Consider the following 16,705-nt stretch of genomic DNA (forward strand, 5'->3'; position numbering starts at 1 on the left):
GAACTCCACTGAGCCCCAGGGGCGTTCACGGTTTTACCTCTTGACGACCGGAGTGACCGGGAGCACATTGGCGGCACTCTGAGAGCGCTCTCAGAGGCATCCCGCGCATATCGACTCCGTACCCGAGAGGCACCTCCCCATGAGTGAACCCTCCGGCACACCCCACAGACGGCGCCCCCTGCGCCGCGCGCTCGTCGCCGTCCTGAGCACCCTCGGTCTCGCGGCGGTCGCCGCCACCGCCGCCACCCCGTCCGCGATCGCCGACGCCCCTCCGCCGCCGTCGGGCTGGACGCAGGTCTTCGTGGACGACTTCAACGGCCCCGCGGGCACGGGCGTCAACACCGCCAACTGGCAGTACGCCACCGGCCACGGCTACCCCGGCGGCCCCGCCAACTGGGGCACCGGCGAGATCGAGAACATGACGTCCAGCACCAACAACGTGGCCCTGGACGGCAGCGGCAACCTGCGCATCACCCCACGCCGGGACGCCTCCGGCAACTGGACGTCCGGCCGGATCGAGACCAACCGCGGCGACTTCCAGCCGCCGGCGGGCGGCAAACTGCGGGTGCAGTCCCGGATCCAGATGCCGAACGTCACCGGCGCGGCGGCCCGCGGCTACTGGCCCGCCTTCTGGATGCTGGGCACGCCGTACCGCGGCAACTACTGGAACTGGCCGAGCGTCGGCGAACTGGACATCATGGAGAACGTCCAGGGCCTCAACACCGTCTGGTCGACGATGCACTGCGGTACGAGCCCCGGCGGGCCCTGCAACGAGACGACGGGCATCGGCGGTTCGCGGGCCTGTCCCGGCGCCACCTGCCAGGCGGGCTTCCACACCTTCGCGATGGAGTGGGACCGCTCGACCAGCCCCGAGCAGATCCGGTTCTACGTCGACGACATCAACTACCACACCGTGCGCGCCGATCAGGTCGACGCGACGACCTGGAGCAACGCCACCAACCACGGCTTCTTCATCATCCTGAACGTGGCGATGGGCGGCGGCTTCGTGGATGCGTTCGGCGGCGGCCCGGACGCCGCGACGGTGCCGGGGCACTCGATGGTCGTCGACTACGTCCAGGTGCTGTCCAGTGGGAGCGGTACCACGCCTCCGCCGACCGGCAACCGTGACGCCTACAGCGCCATCCAGGCCGAGTCGTACGACGGACAGTCCGGCACCATGACCGAGTCGACGTCGGACTCGGGCGGCGGGCAGAACATCGGGGCGGTGGGCAACGGCGACTGGGCGCTGTTCCGGGGCGTCAACTTCGGTTCCACGGCGGCGACTCAGTTCAACGCGAGAGTCGCGAGCGGCGCCGGGTCCGGCGTCAGTGGTCTGGTCGAGGTGCGCCTGGACAGTCGCACCAACACACCCATCGGGAGCTTCGCCGTCGGCAACACCGGTGGCTGGCAGTCCTGGCGGACCGTACCGGCGAACATCAGCTCCGTCACCGGAACACACGACGTGTATCTCACCTTCACCAGCGGCCAGTCGGCGGACTTCGTGAATGTGAACTGGTTCAACTTCGGGAAGTGACGGCTGCGTTGACGATGCCCCGCGAGGCCTGGACCATCCTCGCGGGGCATCACCGCAGCTCGGCCCGGAACGCCGCCGGTGTCAGGTCCGTGTGCTGGTGGAAGAACTTGGAGAAGTTGGCGGCGTCGGGGAAGCCGATGGCGGCGCCGATGCGGCCGATGGGCATGTCCGTGTGGGCCAGGAGGCGCTTGGCTTCCAGGATGACGCGTTTGTCGATGAAGCCCTTGGGGGTCTCGCCGGTGGCGGCGCGGACGGCGCGGACGAGGGTGCGGCGGGAGTAGCCGAGGGCGTCGGCGTAGGCGCTGACGCTGTGGTTGGTGGCGAAGCCCTTCTCGACCGCGTCCCGGAAGAGGGTGAAGGTGGTGTCGCCCTGCCGGCGTGCCGCCTCCGCGGAGCTGGCCGCGAGGTGGGCCAGGCGCAGCAGGAACGCGGTGAGGGAGTGGCGTAGTACCGCGGTGTGCAGGCTCAGGGGGAGGGTCGCGGTGTCTTCGTACTCGCGTTGCAGGTGGTTCAGGGCCGCCTGGAGACCGGTGCGTTGTGCCTCGTCGGGGTGGAGCAGGGGCGGCAGGTCGTAGCGGTAGAGGCCGGTCGCCTCCACGGTGGCGCGGGGCAGGAAACCGGGCTGCATGGTCAGGACGGTGCCGCGGTACTCGCTCGTGCGGGAGAAACGGTGCACCTGGCCGGGGCGGATCCAGAGGATGTCGCCGGCCGTCGCCTCGTACTCGGCGAAGTCGATCATGTGGTGCACGGGGCCCTCGCTGAAGAGCATCACCACGTGGAAGTCGATGCGGTGCACGCGGTCCAGCGGGGCGTCGGCGGCGTGCCAGGTGCGGTCGGTGCCCATCGGGCCGACCTGCATGCCGACACCGCACACGCTCAGCTCGACCGGGAAAGGGAACGTTCGGATGCCGTCTCCGCTCCCGTCACCGGCTCCGGCTTGGATGGTTGTGTCCGCCATGTCCTTCTCGTGCCGCCCCTGTCGCGCCGTCCGTGTCCCAGTTTCACCACAGGCTGGCACACGATGACCTTCCCTCCGAAAAGTCAGACTTTTAGTTTTGAAGGCGTTCCGCTGGTCAGACCCTTCCCGTGAGGACTTCTTGAAGATGAGCGCGCAGACATCAGACCGTCTCGAGTGGACCGAGCTCGACCGGCGTGCCGTCGACACCGCCCGCATCCTGGCGGCCGATGCCGTACAGCGAGTGGGGAACGGGCACCCCGGCACCGCGATGAGCCTGGCTCCGGCCGCGTACACGATCTTTCAGAAGGTGATGCGTCACGATCCCGCCGATCCGGAATGGACCGGGCGGGATCGTTTCGTTCTCTCCCCCGGCCACACCTCGCTCACCCTCTACACCCAGCTCTTCCTCGCCGGGTACGAGCTGGAGCTGGACGACCTGAAGGCGTTCCGGACCCATGGGTCGAAGACTCCGGGTCATCCCGAGTACGGGCACACGGCGGGCGTGGAGACGACGACCGGGCCGCTCGGCCAGGGCGTCGCGAACGCCGTCGGCATGGCGATGGCCGCCCGGTACGAGCGCGGGCTGTTCGACCCCGAGGCGGCCGAGGGCGAGTCCCCCTTCGACCACACCATCTGGGCGATCGTCTCCGACGGCGACCTGGAGGAGGGGATCTCCGCGGAGGCCTCCTCCCTCGCCGGGCACCAGAAGCTCGGCAACCTGGTCTTCCTGTACGACGACAACCACATCTCCATCGAGGGCGACACCGCGACGGCCTTCTCCGAGGACGTGCTGAAGCGGTACGAGGCCTACGGCTGGCACACCCAGCGCATCGAGCCCGCCGCCGACGGCGACATCGATGTCCACGCCCTCCACACGGCGCTGAAGGCCGCGCAGGCCGAGACCGGGCGCCCCTCGATCATCGCGATGCGCACGATCATCGCCTGGCCCGCCCCGAACGCGCAGAACACCGAGGCTTCGCACGGCTCGGCGCTCGGCGAGGACGAGGTGGCCGCCACCAAGCGCGTCCTCGGCTTCGACCCGGAGCAGACCTTCGAGGTCGCGGGCGACGTCCTCGCCCACACCCGTACCGCCCTCGACCGGGGCGCCGAGGCCCACGCCGCCTGGGACAAGCGGATCGCCGAGTGGCGCGCCGCCTCCCCCGAGCGCGCACAGCTCTTCGACCGCGTCGTCGCCGGTCAGCTGCCCGAGGGCTGGGAGTCCGCGCTCCCCGTCTTCGAGGAGGGCAGGTCCCTCGCCACCCGCGCCGCCTCCGGCAAGGTCCTCCAGGCCCTCGGCCCTGTGCTGCCCGAGCTGTGGGGCGGCTCCGCCGACCTGGCCGGCTCGAACAACACCACCATCGACAAGACGTCGTCGTTCCTGCCGAAGGGCAACCCGCTGCCGGAGGCCGACCCGTACGGCCGTACGGTCCACTTCGGCATCCGCGAGCACTCGATGGCGGCGGCGATGAACGGGATCGCCCTGCACGGCAACACCCGCATCTACGGCGGCACCTTCCTGGTGTTCTCCGACTACATGCGCAACGCCGTGCGCCTGTCCGCGCTGATGCAGCTGCCGGTGACATACGTGTGGACGCATGACTCCATCGGGCTCGGCGAGGACGGCCCCACGCACCAGCCGGTCGAGCATCTGGCCTCGCTGCGCGCCATCCCCGGCCTGAACATCGTCCGGCCCGCCGATGCCAACGAGACCGCCGTCGCCTGGGCCGAGATCCTCCAGCGGCACGCCACCAACCCGGCGCCGCACGGCCTCGCCCTCACCCGTCAGGGCGTGCCGACGTACGCGCGCAACGAGGCCGCGGCCAAGGGCGGTTACGTCCTGCGCGAGTCCTCCACCCCGACGCCGGAGGTGATCCTGATCGCCACCGGCTCGGAGGTCCAGCTCGCCGTCGCCGCGCGCGAGGAACTGGAGGCCGAGGGTGTGGGCACCCGGGTGGTGTCGATGCCGTCCGTGGAGTGGTTCGAGGAGCAGCCCCGTGAGTACCGCGAGAGCGTCCTTCCGCCGTCCGTGAAGGCGCGTGTCGCCGTCGAGGCCGGGGTGGGTCTGACGTGGTACCGCTTCGTGGGAGACGCGGGACGCATCGTCTCGCTGGAGCACTTCGGCGCCTCCGCCGACGCCAAGACCCTGTTCGCCGAGTACGGATTCACCGCCGAGAACGTCGCCGCCGCTGCCCGGGCCTCCCTCGCTGCCGCGCGTGCCTGATCCGATCGCCAGAAAGAAGATGACACTGTGACCATCGAAGCTACCGCCACCGCGGAAGCCCTCCAGCGCCTGTCCGACGAGGGCGTCTCCATCTGGCTGGACGACCTCTCCCGCAACCGGATCACCTCCGGCAACCTCGCCGAACTCATCGCCGGCAAGCACATCGTCGGCGTCACCACCAACCCGTCGATCTTCCAGGCCGCGATCGGCTCGGGTGAGGGGTACGAGGAGCAGCTCGCCGACCTCGCCGCGCGCGGTGCCACGGTCGACGAGGCCGTACGGATGATGACCACCGCGGACGTCCGTGCCGCCGCCGACATCCTGCGGCCGGTGTACGACGCGACCGGCGGACGGGACGGCCGGGTCTCCATCGAGGTCGACCCGCGGCTCGCCCACCGGACCAAGGCGACCGTCGCCGAGGCCAAGCAGCTTGCCTGGCTGGTCGACCGGCCCAACGTGATGATCAAGATCCCGGCGACGAAGGCCGGCCTCCCGGCGATCACCGAGGTCATCGGCCTCGGTATCAGCGTCAACGTCACGCTGATCTTCTCGCTGGAGCGGTACCGCGAGGTCATGGACGCCTACCTCGCGGGTCTCGAGAAGGCCGCCGCGAAGGGCCTCGACCTCGCCGCCATCCACTCCGTGGCCTCTTTCTTCGTCTCCCGCGTCGACAGCGAGATCGACAAGCGGCTGACGGTGCTGGGCACCGACGAGGCCCTGGCGCTGAAGGGCAGGGCGGCGCTCGCCAACGCACGGCTCGCCTACGAGGCGTACGAGGACGTCTTCGGCGGCACCCGCTGGACCGCCCTCGCCGGCGCCCGCGTCAACAAGCAGCGCCCGCTGTGGGCCTCGACCGGCGTGAAGGACCCGGCGTACAAGGACACGCTGTACGTGGACGAGCTGGTCGCGCCCGGCACCGTCAACACGATGCCGGAGGCCACGCTGAACGCCACGGCCGACCACGGCGTGATCACCGGCGACACGGTGAGCGGCGGTTACGCGCAGGCACGCGCCGACCTGGCCGCCGTGGAAACGCTCGGGATCTCGTACGACGAGGTCGTGCAGCAGCTGGAGGACGAGGGCGTCGCCAAGTTCGCGGTGGCCTGGCAGGACCTGCTGGACGCCGTGGCGAAGTCGCTGAGCAGCAAGGGGGTCGACGGGGAATGAGCGAGGAACTGACCGAGGTCGAGTGGGCCAATCCGCTGCACGACGCCCGTGACCGCCGGCTCCCGCGGATCGCAGGTCCGTCCGGGCTCGTCATCTTCGGTGTCACCGGCGACCTGTCCCGCAAGAAGCTGATGCCCGCGGTGTACGACCTCGCCAACCGCGGCATGCTTCCGCCGGGCTTCTCCCTCGTCGGCTTCGCCCGGCGCGACTGGGAGGACCAGGACTTCGCGCAGGTCGTGCACGACTCGGTCCGCGAGCATGCGCGTACGGAGTTCCGCGAGGAGGTCTGGCATCAGCTCGCCGAGGGCATGCGGTTCATCCCGGGCGACTTCGACGACGACCAGGCGTTCAAGCAACTGCGTTCCGCCGTCGACGAGTTGGATGCCTCGCGGGGCACCAGCGGCAACTACGCCTTCTATCTCTCCGTACCGCCGAAGTTCTTCCCGAAGGTCGTCCAGCAGCTGAAGAAGCACGGCCTTGCGGACGCGCCCGAGGGCTCGTGGCGGCGCGCGGTCATCGAGAAGCCGTTCGGCCGCGACCTCACCAGCGCCCGCGAACTGAACGCGATCGTGCACGACGTGTTCGAGCCGGACCAGGTCTTCCGCATCGACCACTACCTCGGCAAGGAGACCGTCCAGAACATCCTGGCGCTCCGTTTCGCCAACCAGATGTACGAGCCGATCTGGAACCGGTCGTACGTCGACCACATCCAGATCACGATGGCCGAGGACATCGGTATCGGAGGGCGGGCCGGGTACTACGACGGCATCGGCGCCGCCCGTGACGTCATCCAGAACCACCTGCTGCAGCTGATGGCGCTCACCGCGATGGAGGAGCCCATCGCGTTCGACGCGGAGTCGCTGCTGACCGAGAAGCTGAAGGTCCTGAAGTCCGTACGGCTGCCGGAGAACCTGGGCGAGCACACGGTCCGGGCTCAGTACGCGGAGGGCTGGCAGGGCGGCGCGAAGGTGCCCGGATACCTCCAGGAGGACGGCATCGACTCCAAGTCGACGACCGACACCTACGCGGCGATCAAGCTGGAGGTCGACAACCGGCGCTGGGCGGGCATCCCCTTCTATCTGCGCACCGGCAAGCGGCTGGGCCGCCGCGTCACCGAGATCGCGGTCGTCTTCAAGCGGGCACCCCACTCGCCGTTCGACTCGACGGCCACCGAGGAACTCGGCCAGAACGCGATCGTCATCCGCGTCCAGCCCGACGAGGGCATGACGGTCCGGTTCGGTTCGAAGGTGCCGGGCACCTCGATGGAGATCCGGGACGTCTCGATGGACTTCGCGTACGGCGAGTCGTTCACGGAGTCCAGCCCGGAGGCGTACGAGCGGCTCATCCTCGACGTCCTTCTGGGCGACGCCAACCTGTTCCCCCGTCACCAGGAAGTGGAAGAGTCCTGGAAGATCCTCGATCCGATCGAGAAGTACTGGGCGAAGCAGGGCAGGCCCGCGCAGTACGCCTCGGGCAGCTGGGGACCCAAGGAAGCCGACGAGATGCTCGCACGAGACGGACGGAGCTGGCGCAGGCCATGAAGATCGACCTGACCGACACCACGGCAAGCAAGATCAACAAGGCGCTGGTGCAGGGCCGCCGCGCCATCGGCACACCCGCGGTGGGCATGGTCCTGACGATGGTCATCGTCACGGACGAGGAGAACGCCTACGACGCGATCAAGGCGGCCGAGGAGGCCTCGCACGAGCACCCCGCGCGCACCCTGGTCGTCATCAAGCGGCACGCCCGCACCCCGCGCGACCGCACCGCCTCCCACCTCGACGCCGAGGTCCGGGTGGGCGCGGACGCGGGCACCGGCGAGACGGTGGTCCTGCGGACGTACGGCGAGGTGTCCGACCACGCCGACTCCGTCGTCCTGCCGCTGCTGCTGCCGGACGCGCCGGTCGTGGTGTGGTGGCCGGCGGAGGCGCCCGAGAACCCGGCGAAGGACCCGCTGGGCGCGCTGGCCCAGCGCCGGATCACCGACCTGTACGCCGTGGACGACCCGCTGCGGGTCCTCGAGACCCGGGTCCGCTCCTACGCGCCCGGCGACACCGACCTCGCCTGGACCCGGCTGACCCCGTGGCGCTCGATGCTGGCCGCGGCCCTGGACCAGGCCCGGGTGGAGGTGACCTCGGCGGCCGTGGAGGCCGAGGAGGAGAACCCGGCGGCCGAGCTGCTGGCCCGCTGGCTGGAGGCCCGCCTCGGCGTCGGCGTCGACCGGGTGGTCACCGCCGGTCCGCTCGTCACGGCGGTCCGCCTCGGCACCGCGAACGGCGAGATCGTCATCGACCGCCCCGAGGGCCCGCTGGCCACGCTGTCCCTGCCCGGCCAGCCCTCACGCACCCTCGCGCTGAAGGTCCGCACCACCTCCGAACTCATCGCCGAGGAGCTGCGGCGCCTCGACGCGGACGAGATGTACGCCATCGCCCTGCGCGGCGAGGGCACCAAGGAGACCGTCTCCCATGTCTGACTTCCCCAAGCCGACCCGGCGGCCCGAGTGGACGGCCCTGGAGGACCATCGCGCCGACGCGCTGCAACGGCCCCGGCTGCGTGAGCTGTTCGCGGACGATCCCGGGCGCGCGGAGCGGTACGTCGTACGCGTCGGCGATCTGCGCATCGACTACTCCAAGCACCTGATCACCGACGAGACGCTGGCCCTGCTCCAGGAACTCGCCACCGCCACCGAGGTGTTCGGGCTGCGCGACGCCATGTTCCGCGGCGACCGCATCAACATCACCGAGGACCGCGCGGTGCTGCACACCGCGCTGCGCGCTCCGCGGGACGCGGTGATCGAGGTGGACGGCGAGAACGTCGTCCCGGGCGTGCACGCCGTCCTCGACAAGATGGCCGACTTCGCGAACCGCGTCCGTTCGGGCGAGTGGACCGGCCACACCGGCCGCCGGATCCGCAATGTCGTCAACATCGGCATCGGCGGCTCCGACCTGGGCCCGGCGATGGCGTACGAGGCGCTGCGCCCGTACACCGCACGGGAGTTGACGTTCCGCTTCGTGTCGAACGTCGACGGCGCCGACCTGCACGAGGCCGTGCGCGACCTGGACCCGGCGGAGACGCTGTTCATCGTCGCGTCGAAGACGTTCACCACGATCGAGACGATCACCAACGCCACGTCGGCGCGGTCCTGGCTGCTCGCCGGGCTCGGCGGCGACGACAAGGCGGTGGCCCGGCACTTCGTCGCGCTGTCGACGAACGCCGGGAAGGTCACCGAGTTCGGTATCGACCCGGACAACATGTTCGAGTTCTGGGACTGGGTCGGCGGCCGCTACTCGTACGACTCGGCGATCGGGCTGTCCCTGATGATCGCCATCGGCCCGGACCGGTTCCGGGAGATGCTCGACGGCTTCCGCATCGTCGACGAGCACTTCAAGAGCGCTCCCGCCGAGGCCAACGCCCCGCTGCTCATGGGCCTGCTGGGCGTCTGGTACGGCAACTTCTTCGAGGCCGAGTCGCACGCGGTGCTGCCGTACAGCCACTACCTCTCCAAGTTCACGGCCTACTTGCAGCAGCTCGACATGGAGTCCAACGGCAAGTCGGTCGACCGGGACGGGCACACGGTGGGCTGGACCACCGGCCCGGTGGTGTGGGGCACACCCGGCACCAACGGGCAGCACGCCTACTACCAGCTGATCCACCAGGGCACCCGGCTGATCCCCGCCGACCTGATCGGCTTCGCCCGGCCGATCGGCGAGCTGAGCGATGAACTCAAGGCGCAGCACGACCTGTTGATGGCCAACCTGTTCGCGCAGGGACAGGCGCTCGCCTTCGGCAAGACCGCCGACGAGGTGCGCGCGGAGGGCGTGCCCGAGGAGCAGATCCCGCACCGCACCTTCCTCGGCAACCACCCGACCACGACGATCCTCGCCCCCGAGCTGACCCCGTCGGTCCTCGGCCAGCTGGTCGCGCTGTACGAGCACAAGGTGTTCGTACAGGGCGCGATCTGGCACATCGACTCCTTCGACCAGTGGGGCGTCGAGCTGGGCAAGGTCCTCGCCAAGCGGGTAGAGCCCGCACTGACCGAAGGCACCGAGGTGCCCGGTCTCGATCCCTCCACCGCCGCCCTCGTGGCCGCCTACCGCGAACTCAAGGAAGAGAACTGACCATGGCACCGATGCAACTGGGGCTCATCGGCCTCGGCAAGATGGGCGGCAACATGCGCGAGCGGATCCGCCGCGCCGGCCACACCGTCGTCGGCTACGACCGCAACCCCGAGGTCTCCGACGTCAGCAGCCTGACCGAACTGGTCGAGCAGCTCGAAGCGCCGCGCACCATCTGGGTGATGGTCCCGGCCGGCGCCGCCACCCAGTCCGTCGTCGACGAACTCGGCGACCTCCTCCAGCCCGGCGACATCGTCGTCGACGGCGGCAACTCCCGCTGGACCGACGACGAGCAGCACGCCGAGGAACTCGGCGCCAAGGGCATCGGCTTCGTCGACGCCGGTGTCTCCGGCGGCGTCTGGGGCCTGGAGAACGGCTACGCCCTGATGGTCGGCGGCGACAAGGAGCACGTGGACCGGCTCCAGCCCGTCTTCGAGGCACTCAAGCCGGAAGGCCCGTACGGCTATGTCCACGCCGGCAAGGTGGGCGCGGGCCACTTCTCGAAGATGGTCCACAACGGCATCGAGTACGCCATGATGCAGGCCTACGCCGAGGGCTGGGAGCTGCTGGAGGCCGTCGACTCCGTGACCGACGTGCGCGAGGTCTTCCGGTCCTGGCAGGAGGGCACGGTCATCCGCTCCTGGCTGCTCGACCTCGCCGTCAACGCCCTTGACCAGGACGAGCACCTGGACAAGCTGCGCGGCTACGCGGAGGACTCCGGCGAGGGCCGCTGGACGGTGGAGGCCGCCATCGACAACTCGGTCCCGCTGCCCGCCATCACCGCGTCCCTGTTCGCGCGATTCGCCTCGCGCCAGGACGACTCGCCGCAGATGAAGATGATCGCGGCGCTGCGCAACCAGTTCGGCGGCCACGCCGTCGAGCCGAAGGAGTAGCCGGCCGTGGGGGATCTCCTGCTGGTCCGCCACGGTGAGACGGAGTGGAGCGTGTCGGGCCGGCACACCAGCTGGACCGACCTGCCCCTCACCGGGCACGGCGAGGAACAGGCCAAGTCTCTCGCCCCGCTCCTCTCCCACCGGACCTTCTCCCTGGCGCTGTCCAGCCCGCTGCGCCGTGCGCTCCACACCGCCGAACTGGCGGGCCTGTCCGGCGTCGTGCCCGACGAGGATCTGCACGAGTGGGACTACGGCGCCTACGAGGGCGTCACCACCGTCGACATACACCGCACCCGCCCCGACTGGTACCTGTGGACGGACGGCGTGCCACCGGGCCCCGCCGGGCATCCCGGCGAGTCACCGGCCGAGGTCGGCGCTCGCGCGGACCGCGTGCTGTCCCGGGTCGACAGCGCCCTCGCCGACGGTGACGTGATCCTCGTGGCCCACGCCCACTTCCTGCGCGTCCTGACCGCACGGCGGCTGGGGCTGTCGCCGGCCGAGGGGCGGCTGTTCCAGCTGGCGACGGGAACGGTGAGCCGGCTGTCCCTGGAACACGGGCGACCTGTGATCGCGGAGTGGAACACCCGGCCGTAAGTACATTGTTGACACGCGTGGTTCGGTCAGGTCAGAGTCGCCGACGATGGAGCCCAACGATCTGACGCCGACCGAACTGCGCGTGTGGCAGGCCTTTTCCCACGGGGAGTCCGTGGACTTCCGTTCCGCCGCCGGCGAGGACGTCGGGAACGGAGCGGACTGGGGGCCGGAACGCACCGTCCGCGCGGCCGTGTTGAGGTCGCTGCTTCTCAACGGCCCCCAGGAGGACGGTGAAATAGCGTCGCTGAAGCTTGCGGGGGCTCGCATCACCGGGGTGCTCGACCTTCAGTACGCGACGATCGACCACCCCGTGCGGCTCAGACGGTGCCACTTCGACGAGACCCCACGGCTCTACGCCGCCCGGCTCCGCGAGCTCAACCTCAGCGAGTCCGACCTGCCCGGGCTCACGGCCCAGGCCCTGCGGGTGGACGGCACCCTGCGGGCGACGCGAACCGTCTTCCGGGGACCGGTGCGGCTCGGCGGGGCGCAGCTCGCCGGGAGCCTGTACATGGAGAGCGCGCAGATCAACGCGGCGGACGCCGAGGAGCCGGTCCTCCAGCTCAACCAGGCGGCTCTCGGGGCCGACCTGTGGGCACCCGGGCTGGTGACCCACGGGCAGATACGTCTCAACGGCGCGAACGTCACCGGGACGGCCAACCTGACCGACGCACAGTGCGAGAACCCGGGCGACGCCGCCATCGACGCCATGGCCCTCACCGTAGAGGGAGACCTCGCACTGAAGCGCGCGCACATACGTGGCTGGATCGGCCTGAAGGGCGCCCGTATCGCCGGCCGCCTCGACCTGTCGTACGCACACCTGTCGAATCCGGGCGATGCCGCGCTACGGGCGAGCAGCTGCACCATCGGGGAGCTGTGGCTGCGCAAGGGCCCACCCCCGCAAGGCACCTTGAACCTGCGCCGCGCCCAGATCGACGTCCTCTTCCTGGAACCAGAGGTGGTCCCGGACCGACTCCGTCTCGACAACCTCGCCTATACGTCCCTCACTCCGCACGAGCCGACCGAGCGCCGTCTGCCCATGCTGGAGCGGGACGAGGGCTATGTCCCACACGCCTACGAGCAGTTGACCGCCGCCTACCGCCGCATCGGCGACGACCACGCGGCCCGGCTCGTCCAGCTCGCCAAGCAGCGCCGGCAGCGCTCCACGCTCGGCTGGTACGGACGCCTGTGGGGCCACGTCCAGGACGCCACGGTCGGCTACGGCTTTCACCCCTTGCGCGCGTTCGGCTGGCTGCTGTCCCTGCTCGCGGTGGGCTCGGTCGCCTACGCCGTCGAGAACCCCCCTCCGCTCAAGGCGTCCGAAGCCCCCGACTTCAACCCGGTCTTCTACACCCTCGACCTGCTCCTGCCGGTGATCTCCTTCGGCCAGGAGGGGGTGTTCGCTCCGGACGGCTGGTACCAGACGCTGTCGTACGCCCTCGTCATCGCCGGCTGGATCCTCGCCACCACGGTCTTCGCCGGCGTGACCCGGACCGTCAGCCGCCAATGAGTCACGTCACCGCATGCTGCGCGGCCAGCCGCACCGGCGCGTTCTGGGCGCCGTAACCGCGGTAGCCGCCGTCCCGCTGGACCAGTTCGAAGAAGACCCGCCCGATCGTCTGCGTGTAGCAGTGGCGGAACTCGCCCTCCGCGTCACGGTCGTAGAGGATCCCGAGCTCCCGGTACGTCGCCAGCTCACCGTCGGCGAACTCGTACCGGGCCGCCAGGTCGTCGTAGTAGTTGGCGGGGATCGGCAGCATCCGGCCGCCGGAGTCACGGAAGCGGCGGGCCGCGGCGACCACGTCGTCCGTGGCGAGCGCGATGTGCTGGGCGTGGACCGTGTCGTCGGTGGGTGCCGCCGAGACGGTGAGCGCGATCCGTACACTGCCGTCCGCGTTGGTGACCGCGCGGCTGCGCAGCAGACCGTAGGGGTCGGCCACGTCGACGCTTTCCTGCGCGTGCAGGCCGAGCACGCTGCGGTGGAACAGGGCCGCCTCGTCGAAGTGGTGCCAGGGCTGGGTGAGGGCGAGATGGTCGATGCGGGTGACGTGCGCCGTGCTCTCCCCGACAGCCACGTCCTCGAAGTCGCCCCGCCAGTCGGGGAGTTCGGTCCCCGCACCGGAGGCGCAGAAGAAGAGTTCCGTGCCGTCGGGCGCCGCCACGGCGTCGAGCGGGGCGTCCTCGGCGGCACGGCGGCGCGGCAGCACCGGCGCCAGCAGGGCCTCGGCACGACGGGACGCGCCCACCGGGTCCGGTGACTCCAGGCCGATCGCGGCGAGTCCGGTGCCGTCGCGGCGGGCGGCCGGACCGGTGTTGACCAGGACACGTGCCTCACCCTGCTGCCAGAGGTCGACCGGTTTGCTGCGGTGCCGTGCGGTACGGGCGAAGCCCAGCGCACCGAGCACCGCCGAGACGGGTTCGGCATCGGGTGTGACCAGTTCGGCGAACGCGACACCCGTGGGGACGACGGGAGCGGGCGGCGTGGTCAGACCGACCGTCTCCTGAAGGACCAGCAGGGAACGGTGAGCGTCCACGGCGGTGGGGCCGGCCTCGGCCTGCCGGAAGACGTCGTTGAAGACCTCCAGGGAGAGCGGACCGTCATATCCGGCGCGCATCACATGCTGGAGAAGGCCCGCGACATCGAAGCCGCCCTGGCCGGGGAAGCAGCGGTAGTGGCGGCTCCACTGCAGAACGTCCATCGCCAGCAGCGGGGCGTCGGCCAGCTGAAGGAAGAAGATCTTCTCACCCGGGATCTCCTCGATGCCCTTGGGATCCGAGCCACGGGAGAGGATATGGAAGCTGTCCAGGCAGGTACCGAGCGCGGGATGGTCGGCGGCCTCGACAATCCGCCAGGCATGGTCGTACGTACTGACATGCCGCCCCCACGCCAGCGCCTCGTACGCCACCCGGACCCCGAACTCCTCAGCCAGCTCCGCCAGTTGGCGCAGATGCCAGGCGGCCAGCGCGTCATCGTCCTCGGCCAGCGGGGAAACACTGGAGCAGACCAGGACGGTGTCGGCCCCCAGCCTCCGCATCAACTCGAACTTGTGCCGCGCACGCCGCAAATTGCGTGCGAACTGCTCGTCCGGCACAGCCTCGATGTCCCGCATCGGCTGATAGAGATCAATGCTCAGCCCGAGATCCGCACACCGGCTGCGGATCTCCTCCGGGGTACGAGGGCTGGCCAGCAGATCGTTCTCAAAGATCTCCACCCCGTCGAACCCCGCCCGGGAAGCAGCCGTCAGCTTCTCGGTCAGGGACCCACTGAGCGAGACGGTGGCGATGGATGTACGCATGACCGGTACTCCTCCAAGATGCCTAACTACAGCGCCCCGTCAGGGGCGCGGGGAACTGCGCGACAAGCCACAGACAACCCGCAGCCGTCAGACCACCTAGCCCGCCGAGCTCTCCACAATCCCGGCCATCTCCGCAATGTCGGCCAGCATCCGCACGCTGTCCGCCTCCCGCCCGGTGAACAACCGAAACGCATCCACCGCCTGGAACACAGCCATCCCACCTCCGTCCAACGTGGCGCAGCCAACCCCACGGGCCGCACGCAGCAGCTCCGTCTCCAGAGGCCGATAGACGACCTCGGCGACCCACAACCCGGGATGAAGCAGTTCCGCGGAGAAGGGCAGACCCGGGTGCGCGGCCATGCCGGTCGGCGTGGCGTGCACGACCCCGTCCGCTTGGGCGAGCAGCTGGGCCAGCCGGTCCGGCGTGCCGACAGCTGCCCGCCCCTCGCCGAAGTGCCGGTTCAGCGCCCCGGCGAGACCCGCAGCACGATCCCGCAACGCATCGACGACGGTGACCCGCCCGGCGCCGAGCGTCAGCGTGGCATGCGCGACGGCCGCGCCCGCACCCCCCGCGCCCAGCTGCACGACCCGCTCCAGCGGAGCGTCCGGCAGCCCGCGCGCGAACGACGCGGCGAAACCGGTGACATCCGTGTTGTGGCCGACCGCGCGGCCGTCCTCGAAGACGACCGTGTTGACCGCGCCGAGCGCCTCGGCCTGCGGGGCCAGCGCGTCCAGGTGCTCGATGACGAGTTGCTTGCACGGGTGCGTGATGTTGAGCCCGTCGAAGCCCAGGTCTCGCGCCGCGCGCACCAGGTCGCCCACGGCCTCGGGTCCGACGCCGAGCGTGTCGATGTCGATGAGCCGGTACAGATAGCGCAGACCCTGGCGATCGGCCTCCCGCTCGTGCAGGGCCGGGCTGAGGGACGGGCCGATGCCCGAACCGATCAGTCCGACGAGATACGAGTCCTTGGCCACGCGGACCTCCTGAGCGGCTCACTAATGTACGAACTAGTACGTTAGCTATATCAGCAGCCGTCGACCGGGGGAAGCCCCAGCGGGAAACCCGAAACCAGGCACGGGCGCCTGCTTCTACAATCACCGGCACTGGACCGCCTGCCCTAAGGAACCCGGATGACCAGCGTCGACGAACCGGCACGCAACAACGGGCGCATCCGTGACGCCGCCCGCACCCGGGCCGAGATCCTCGACGTCGCGACGCAGGAGTTCGCACGGTCCGGGTACGCGGGGGCACGCGTCGACGAGATCGCCGCCCGCACCCGTACCACGAAGCGGATGATCTACTACTACTTCGGCGGCAAGGAGCAGCTGTTCACGGCCGTGCTGGAGCGGGCGTACGGCGTGATCCGCGAGGCGGAGCAGCAGCTCGACGTCGAGCATCTGGACCCGGTCGCGGCCATCCGGCGCCTGGCCGAGGTGACCTTCGACCACCATGAGGCACACCCGGACTTCATCCGCCTGGTCAGCATCGAGAACATCCACGAGGCCGAGCACATCGCCGGCTCCGAGAAGCTCGGCAAGATCGGTTCACCGGCCCTGGACGTGATCGGCCGGATCCTTCAAGCGGGGCAGGAGTCCGGGCTGTTCACCGCCGACGTCGACGCCGTCGACCTGCACGCGATGATCAGCTCGTTCTGCTTCTTCCGGGTCGCCAACCGGCACACCTTCGGCGCCCTGTTCGGCCGCGACCTGGTGGCCCCGGCCCAGCGCGAGCACTACCGGACCATGCTGGGCGACATGGTGATCGCCTACCTCACGGCGGACCGCGCGACGGACTGAACGCGCACGACCGACCCCTTGACAGCGGGGAAACGCGCGCGCAACATCCCTACCCACCGGGACTAACTACCCAGTGGGTTAATTAGCCGAAGATCCGGCCCTTCTCCCCGCCGCTCACTCCCCCGTACGTTGG

Annotated in this window: 13 protein-coding genes; 10 read left to right on the top strand and 3 right to left on the bottom strand. The window is 69.8% G+C overall.

What is annotated here, in order from left to right:
- Nucleotides 1-139 precede the first annotated feature (139 nt).
- Nucleotides 140-1,534 (top strand): glycoside hydrolase family 16 protein, encoded by a 1,395-nt coding sequence (locus tag ACTWQO_RS12370; protein ID WP_443237295.1) that lies wholly within the window; start codon nucleotides 140-142, stop codon nucleotides 1,532-1,534.
- Between the two features lie 49 nt (nucleotides 1,535-1,583).
- On the opposite strand, the gene ACTWQO_RS12375 is transcribed toward ACTWQO_RS12370, so the two are convergent.
- A complete protein-coding gene (locus ACTWQO_RS12375; protein ID WP_443237296.1) occupies nucleotides 1,584-2,492 on the bottom strand; it encodes an AraC family transcriptional regulator in 909 nt (302 codons plus the stop codon).
- Between the two features lie 145 nt (nucleotides 2,493-2,637).
- Between ACTWQO_RS12375 and tkt the strand changes: the two genes are divergently transcribed.
- The 8 genes from tkt to ACTWQO_RS12415 are packed head-to-tail and all read left to right on the top strand — an operon-like array spanning nucleotide 2,638 to nucleotide 12,989.
- Nucleotides 2,638-4,713, top strand: coding sequence for a transketolase (gene tkt, locus ACTWQO_RS12380; RefSeq protein ID WP_443237297.1), 2,076 nt, complete (start codon nucleotides 2,638-2,640; stop codon nucleotides 4,711-4,713).
- A 27-nt stretch (nucleotides 4,714-4,740) separates the two neighbouring features.
- A complete protein-coding gene (gene tal, locus ACTWQO_RS12385; protein ID WP_443237298.1) occupies nucleotides 4,741-5,880 on the top strand; it encodes a transaldolase in 1,140 nt (379 codons plus the stop codon).
- Nucleotides 5,877-7,421 carry a glucose-6-phosphate dehydrogenase gene (gene zwf, locus ACTWQO_RS12390; protein WP_443237299.1) on the top strand — a complete coding sequence of 515 codons (1,545 nt, stop codon included), beginning with the start codon at nucleotides 5,877-5,879 and terminating at the stop codon, nucleotides 7,419-7,421. The genes tal and zwf overlap by 4 nt, the downstream gene beginning before the upstream one ends.
- On the top strand, nucleotides 7,418-8,353 hold the full coding sequence (gene opcA, locus ACTWQO_RS12395; RefSeq protein WP_443237300.1) for a glucose-6-phosphate dehydrogenase assembly protein OpcA: 936 nt from the start codon (nucleotides 7,418-7,420) through the stop codon (nucleotides 8,351-8,353). Before zwf ends, opcA begins: the two co-directional genes overlap by 4 nt.
- Nucleotides 8,346-9,998, top strand: coding sequence for a glucose-6-phosphate isomerase (gene pgi, locus ACTWQO_RS12400; protein ID WP_443237301.1), 1,653 nt, complete (start codon nucleotides 8,346-8,348; stop codon nucleotides 9,996-9,998). The genes opcA and pgi overlap by 8 nt, the downstream gene beginning before the upstream one ends.
- Nucleotides 9,999-10,009: 11 nt before the next feature.
- Nucleotides 10,010-10,888, top strand: coding sequence for a phosphogluconate dehydrogenase (NAD(+)-dependent, decarboxylating) (gnd, locus tag ACTWQO_RS12405; protein WP_443237332.1), 879 nt, complete (start codon nucleotides 10,010-10,012; stop codon nucleotides 10,886-10,888).
- Between the two features lie 6 nt (nucleotides 10,889-10,894).
- On the top strand, nucleotides 10,895-11,482 hold the full coding sequence (locus tag ACTWQO_RS12410) for a histidine phosphatase family protein (protein WP_443237302.1): 588 nt from the start codon (nucleotides 10,895-10,897) through the stop codon (nucleotides 11,480-11,482).
- 46 nt (nucleotides 11,483-11,528) lie between these two features.
- Nucleotides 11,529-12,989, top strand: a complete 1,461-nt coding sequence (locus tag ACTWQO_RS12415; RefSeq protein WP_443237303.1) for a membrane-associated oxidoreductase — start codon at nucleotides 11,529-11,531, stop codon at nucleotides 12,987-12,989.
- Nucleotide 12,990: 1 nt separating this feature from the next.
- Here ACTWQO_RS12415 and ACTWQO_RS12420 read toward each other — a convergent pair whose 3' ends face one another.
- Together ACTWQO_RS12420 and ACTWQO_RS12425 are read right to left on the bottom strand one after the other, a co-directional pair.
- Nucleotides 12,991-14,775 carry a bifunctional sugar phosphate isomerase/epimerase/4-hydroxyphenylpyruvate dioxygenase family protein gene (locus ACTWQO_RS12420; RefSeq protein WP_443237304.1) on the bottom strand — a complete coding sequence of 595 codons (1,785 nt, stop codon included), beginning with the start codon at nucleotides 14,773-14,775 and terminating at the stop codon, nucleotides 12,991-12,993.
- 96 nt (nucleotides 14,776-14,871) lie between these two features.
- A complete protein-coding gene (locus ACTWQO_RS12425; RefSeq protein WP_443237305.1) occupies nucleotides 14,872-15,750 on the bottom strand; it encodes a shikimate dehydrogenase in 879 nt (292 codons plus the stop codon).
- Between the two features lie 156 nt (nucleotides 15,751-15,906).
- On the opposite strand from ACTWQO_RS12425, the gene ACTWQO_RS12430 reads away from it, so the two are divergent.
- Entirely contained in the window at nucleotides 15,907-16,572 is a 666-nt protein-coding gene (locus ACTWQO_RS12430; protein ID WP_210575182.1) for a TetR/AcrR family transcriptional regulator, read from the top strand.
- Nucleotides 16,573-16,705: the final 133 nt, after the last annotated feature.

Source organism: Streptomyces sp. 4N124 (genome assembly GCF_052245395.1).
Classification (GTDB): Bacteria; Actinomycetota; Actinomycetes; order Streptomycetales; family Streptomycetaceae; genus Streptomyces.

Bases quoted from the DNA above. Each gene is read 5' to 3' on its own strand.
- ACTWQO_RS12375 (WP_443237296.1), bottom strand. From the start codon at position 2,492: ATGGCGGACACAACCATCCAAGCCGGAGCCGGTGACGGGAGCGGAGAC.
- tkt (WP_443237297.1), top strand. From the start codon at position 2,638: ATGAGCGCGCAGACATCAGACCGTCTCGAGTGGACCGAGCTCGACCGG.
- zwf (WP_443237299.1), top strand. From the start codon at position 5,877: ATGAGCGAGGAACTGACCGAGGTCGAGTGGGCCAATCCGCTGCACGAC.
- opcA (WP_443237300.1), top strand. From the start codon at position 7,418: ATGAAGATCGACCTGACCGACACCACGGCAAGCAAGATCAACAAGGCG.
- ACTWQO_RS12370 (WP_443237295.1), top strand. From the start codon at position 140: ATGAGTGAACCCTCCGGCACACCCCACAGACGGCGCCCCCTGCGCCGC.
- ACTWQO_RS12420 (WP_443237304.1), bottom strand. From the start codon at position 14,775: ATGCGTACATCCATCGCCACCGTCTCGCTCAGTGGGTCCCTGACCGAG.
- gnd (WP_443237332.1), top strand. From the start codon at position 10,010: ATGCAACTGGGGCTCATCGGCCTCGGCAAGATGGGCGGCAACATGCGC.
- ACTWQO_RS12430 (WP_210575182.1), top strand. From the start codon at position 15,907: ATGACCAGCGTCGACGAACCGGCACGCAACAACGGGCGCATCCGTGAC.
- pgi (WP_443237301.1), top strand. From the start codon at position 8,346: ATGTCTGACTTCCCCAAGCCGACCCGGCGGCCCGAGTGGACGGCCCTG.
- ACTWQO_RS12415 (WP_443237303.1), top strand. From the start codon at position 11,529: ATGGAGCCCAACGATCTGACGCCGACCGAACTGCGCGTGTGGCAGGCC.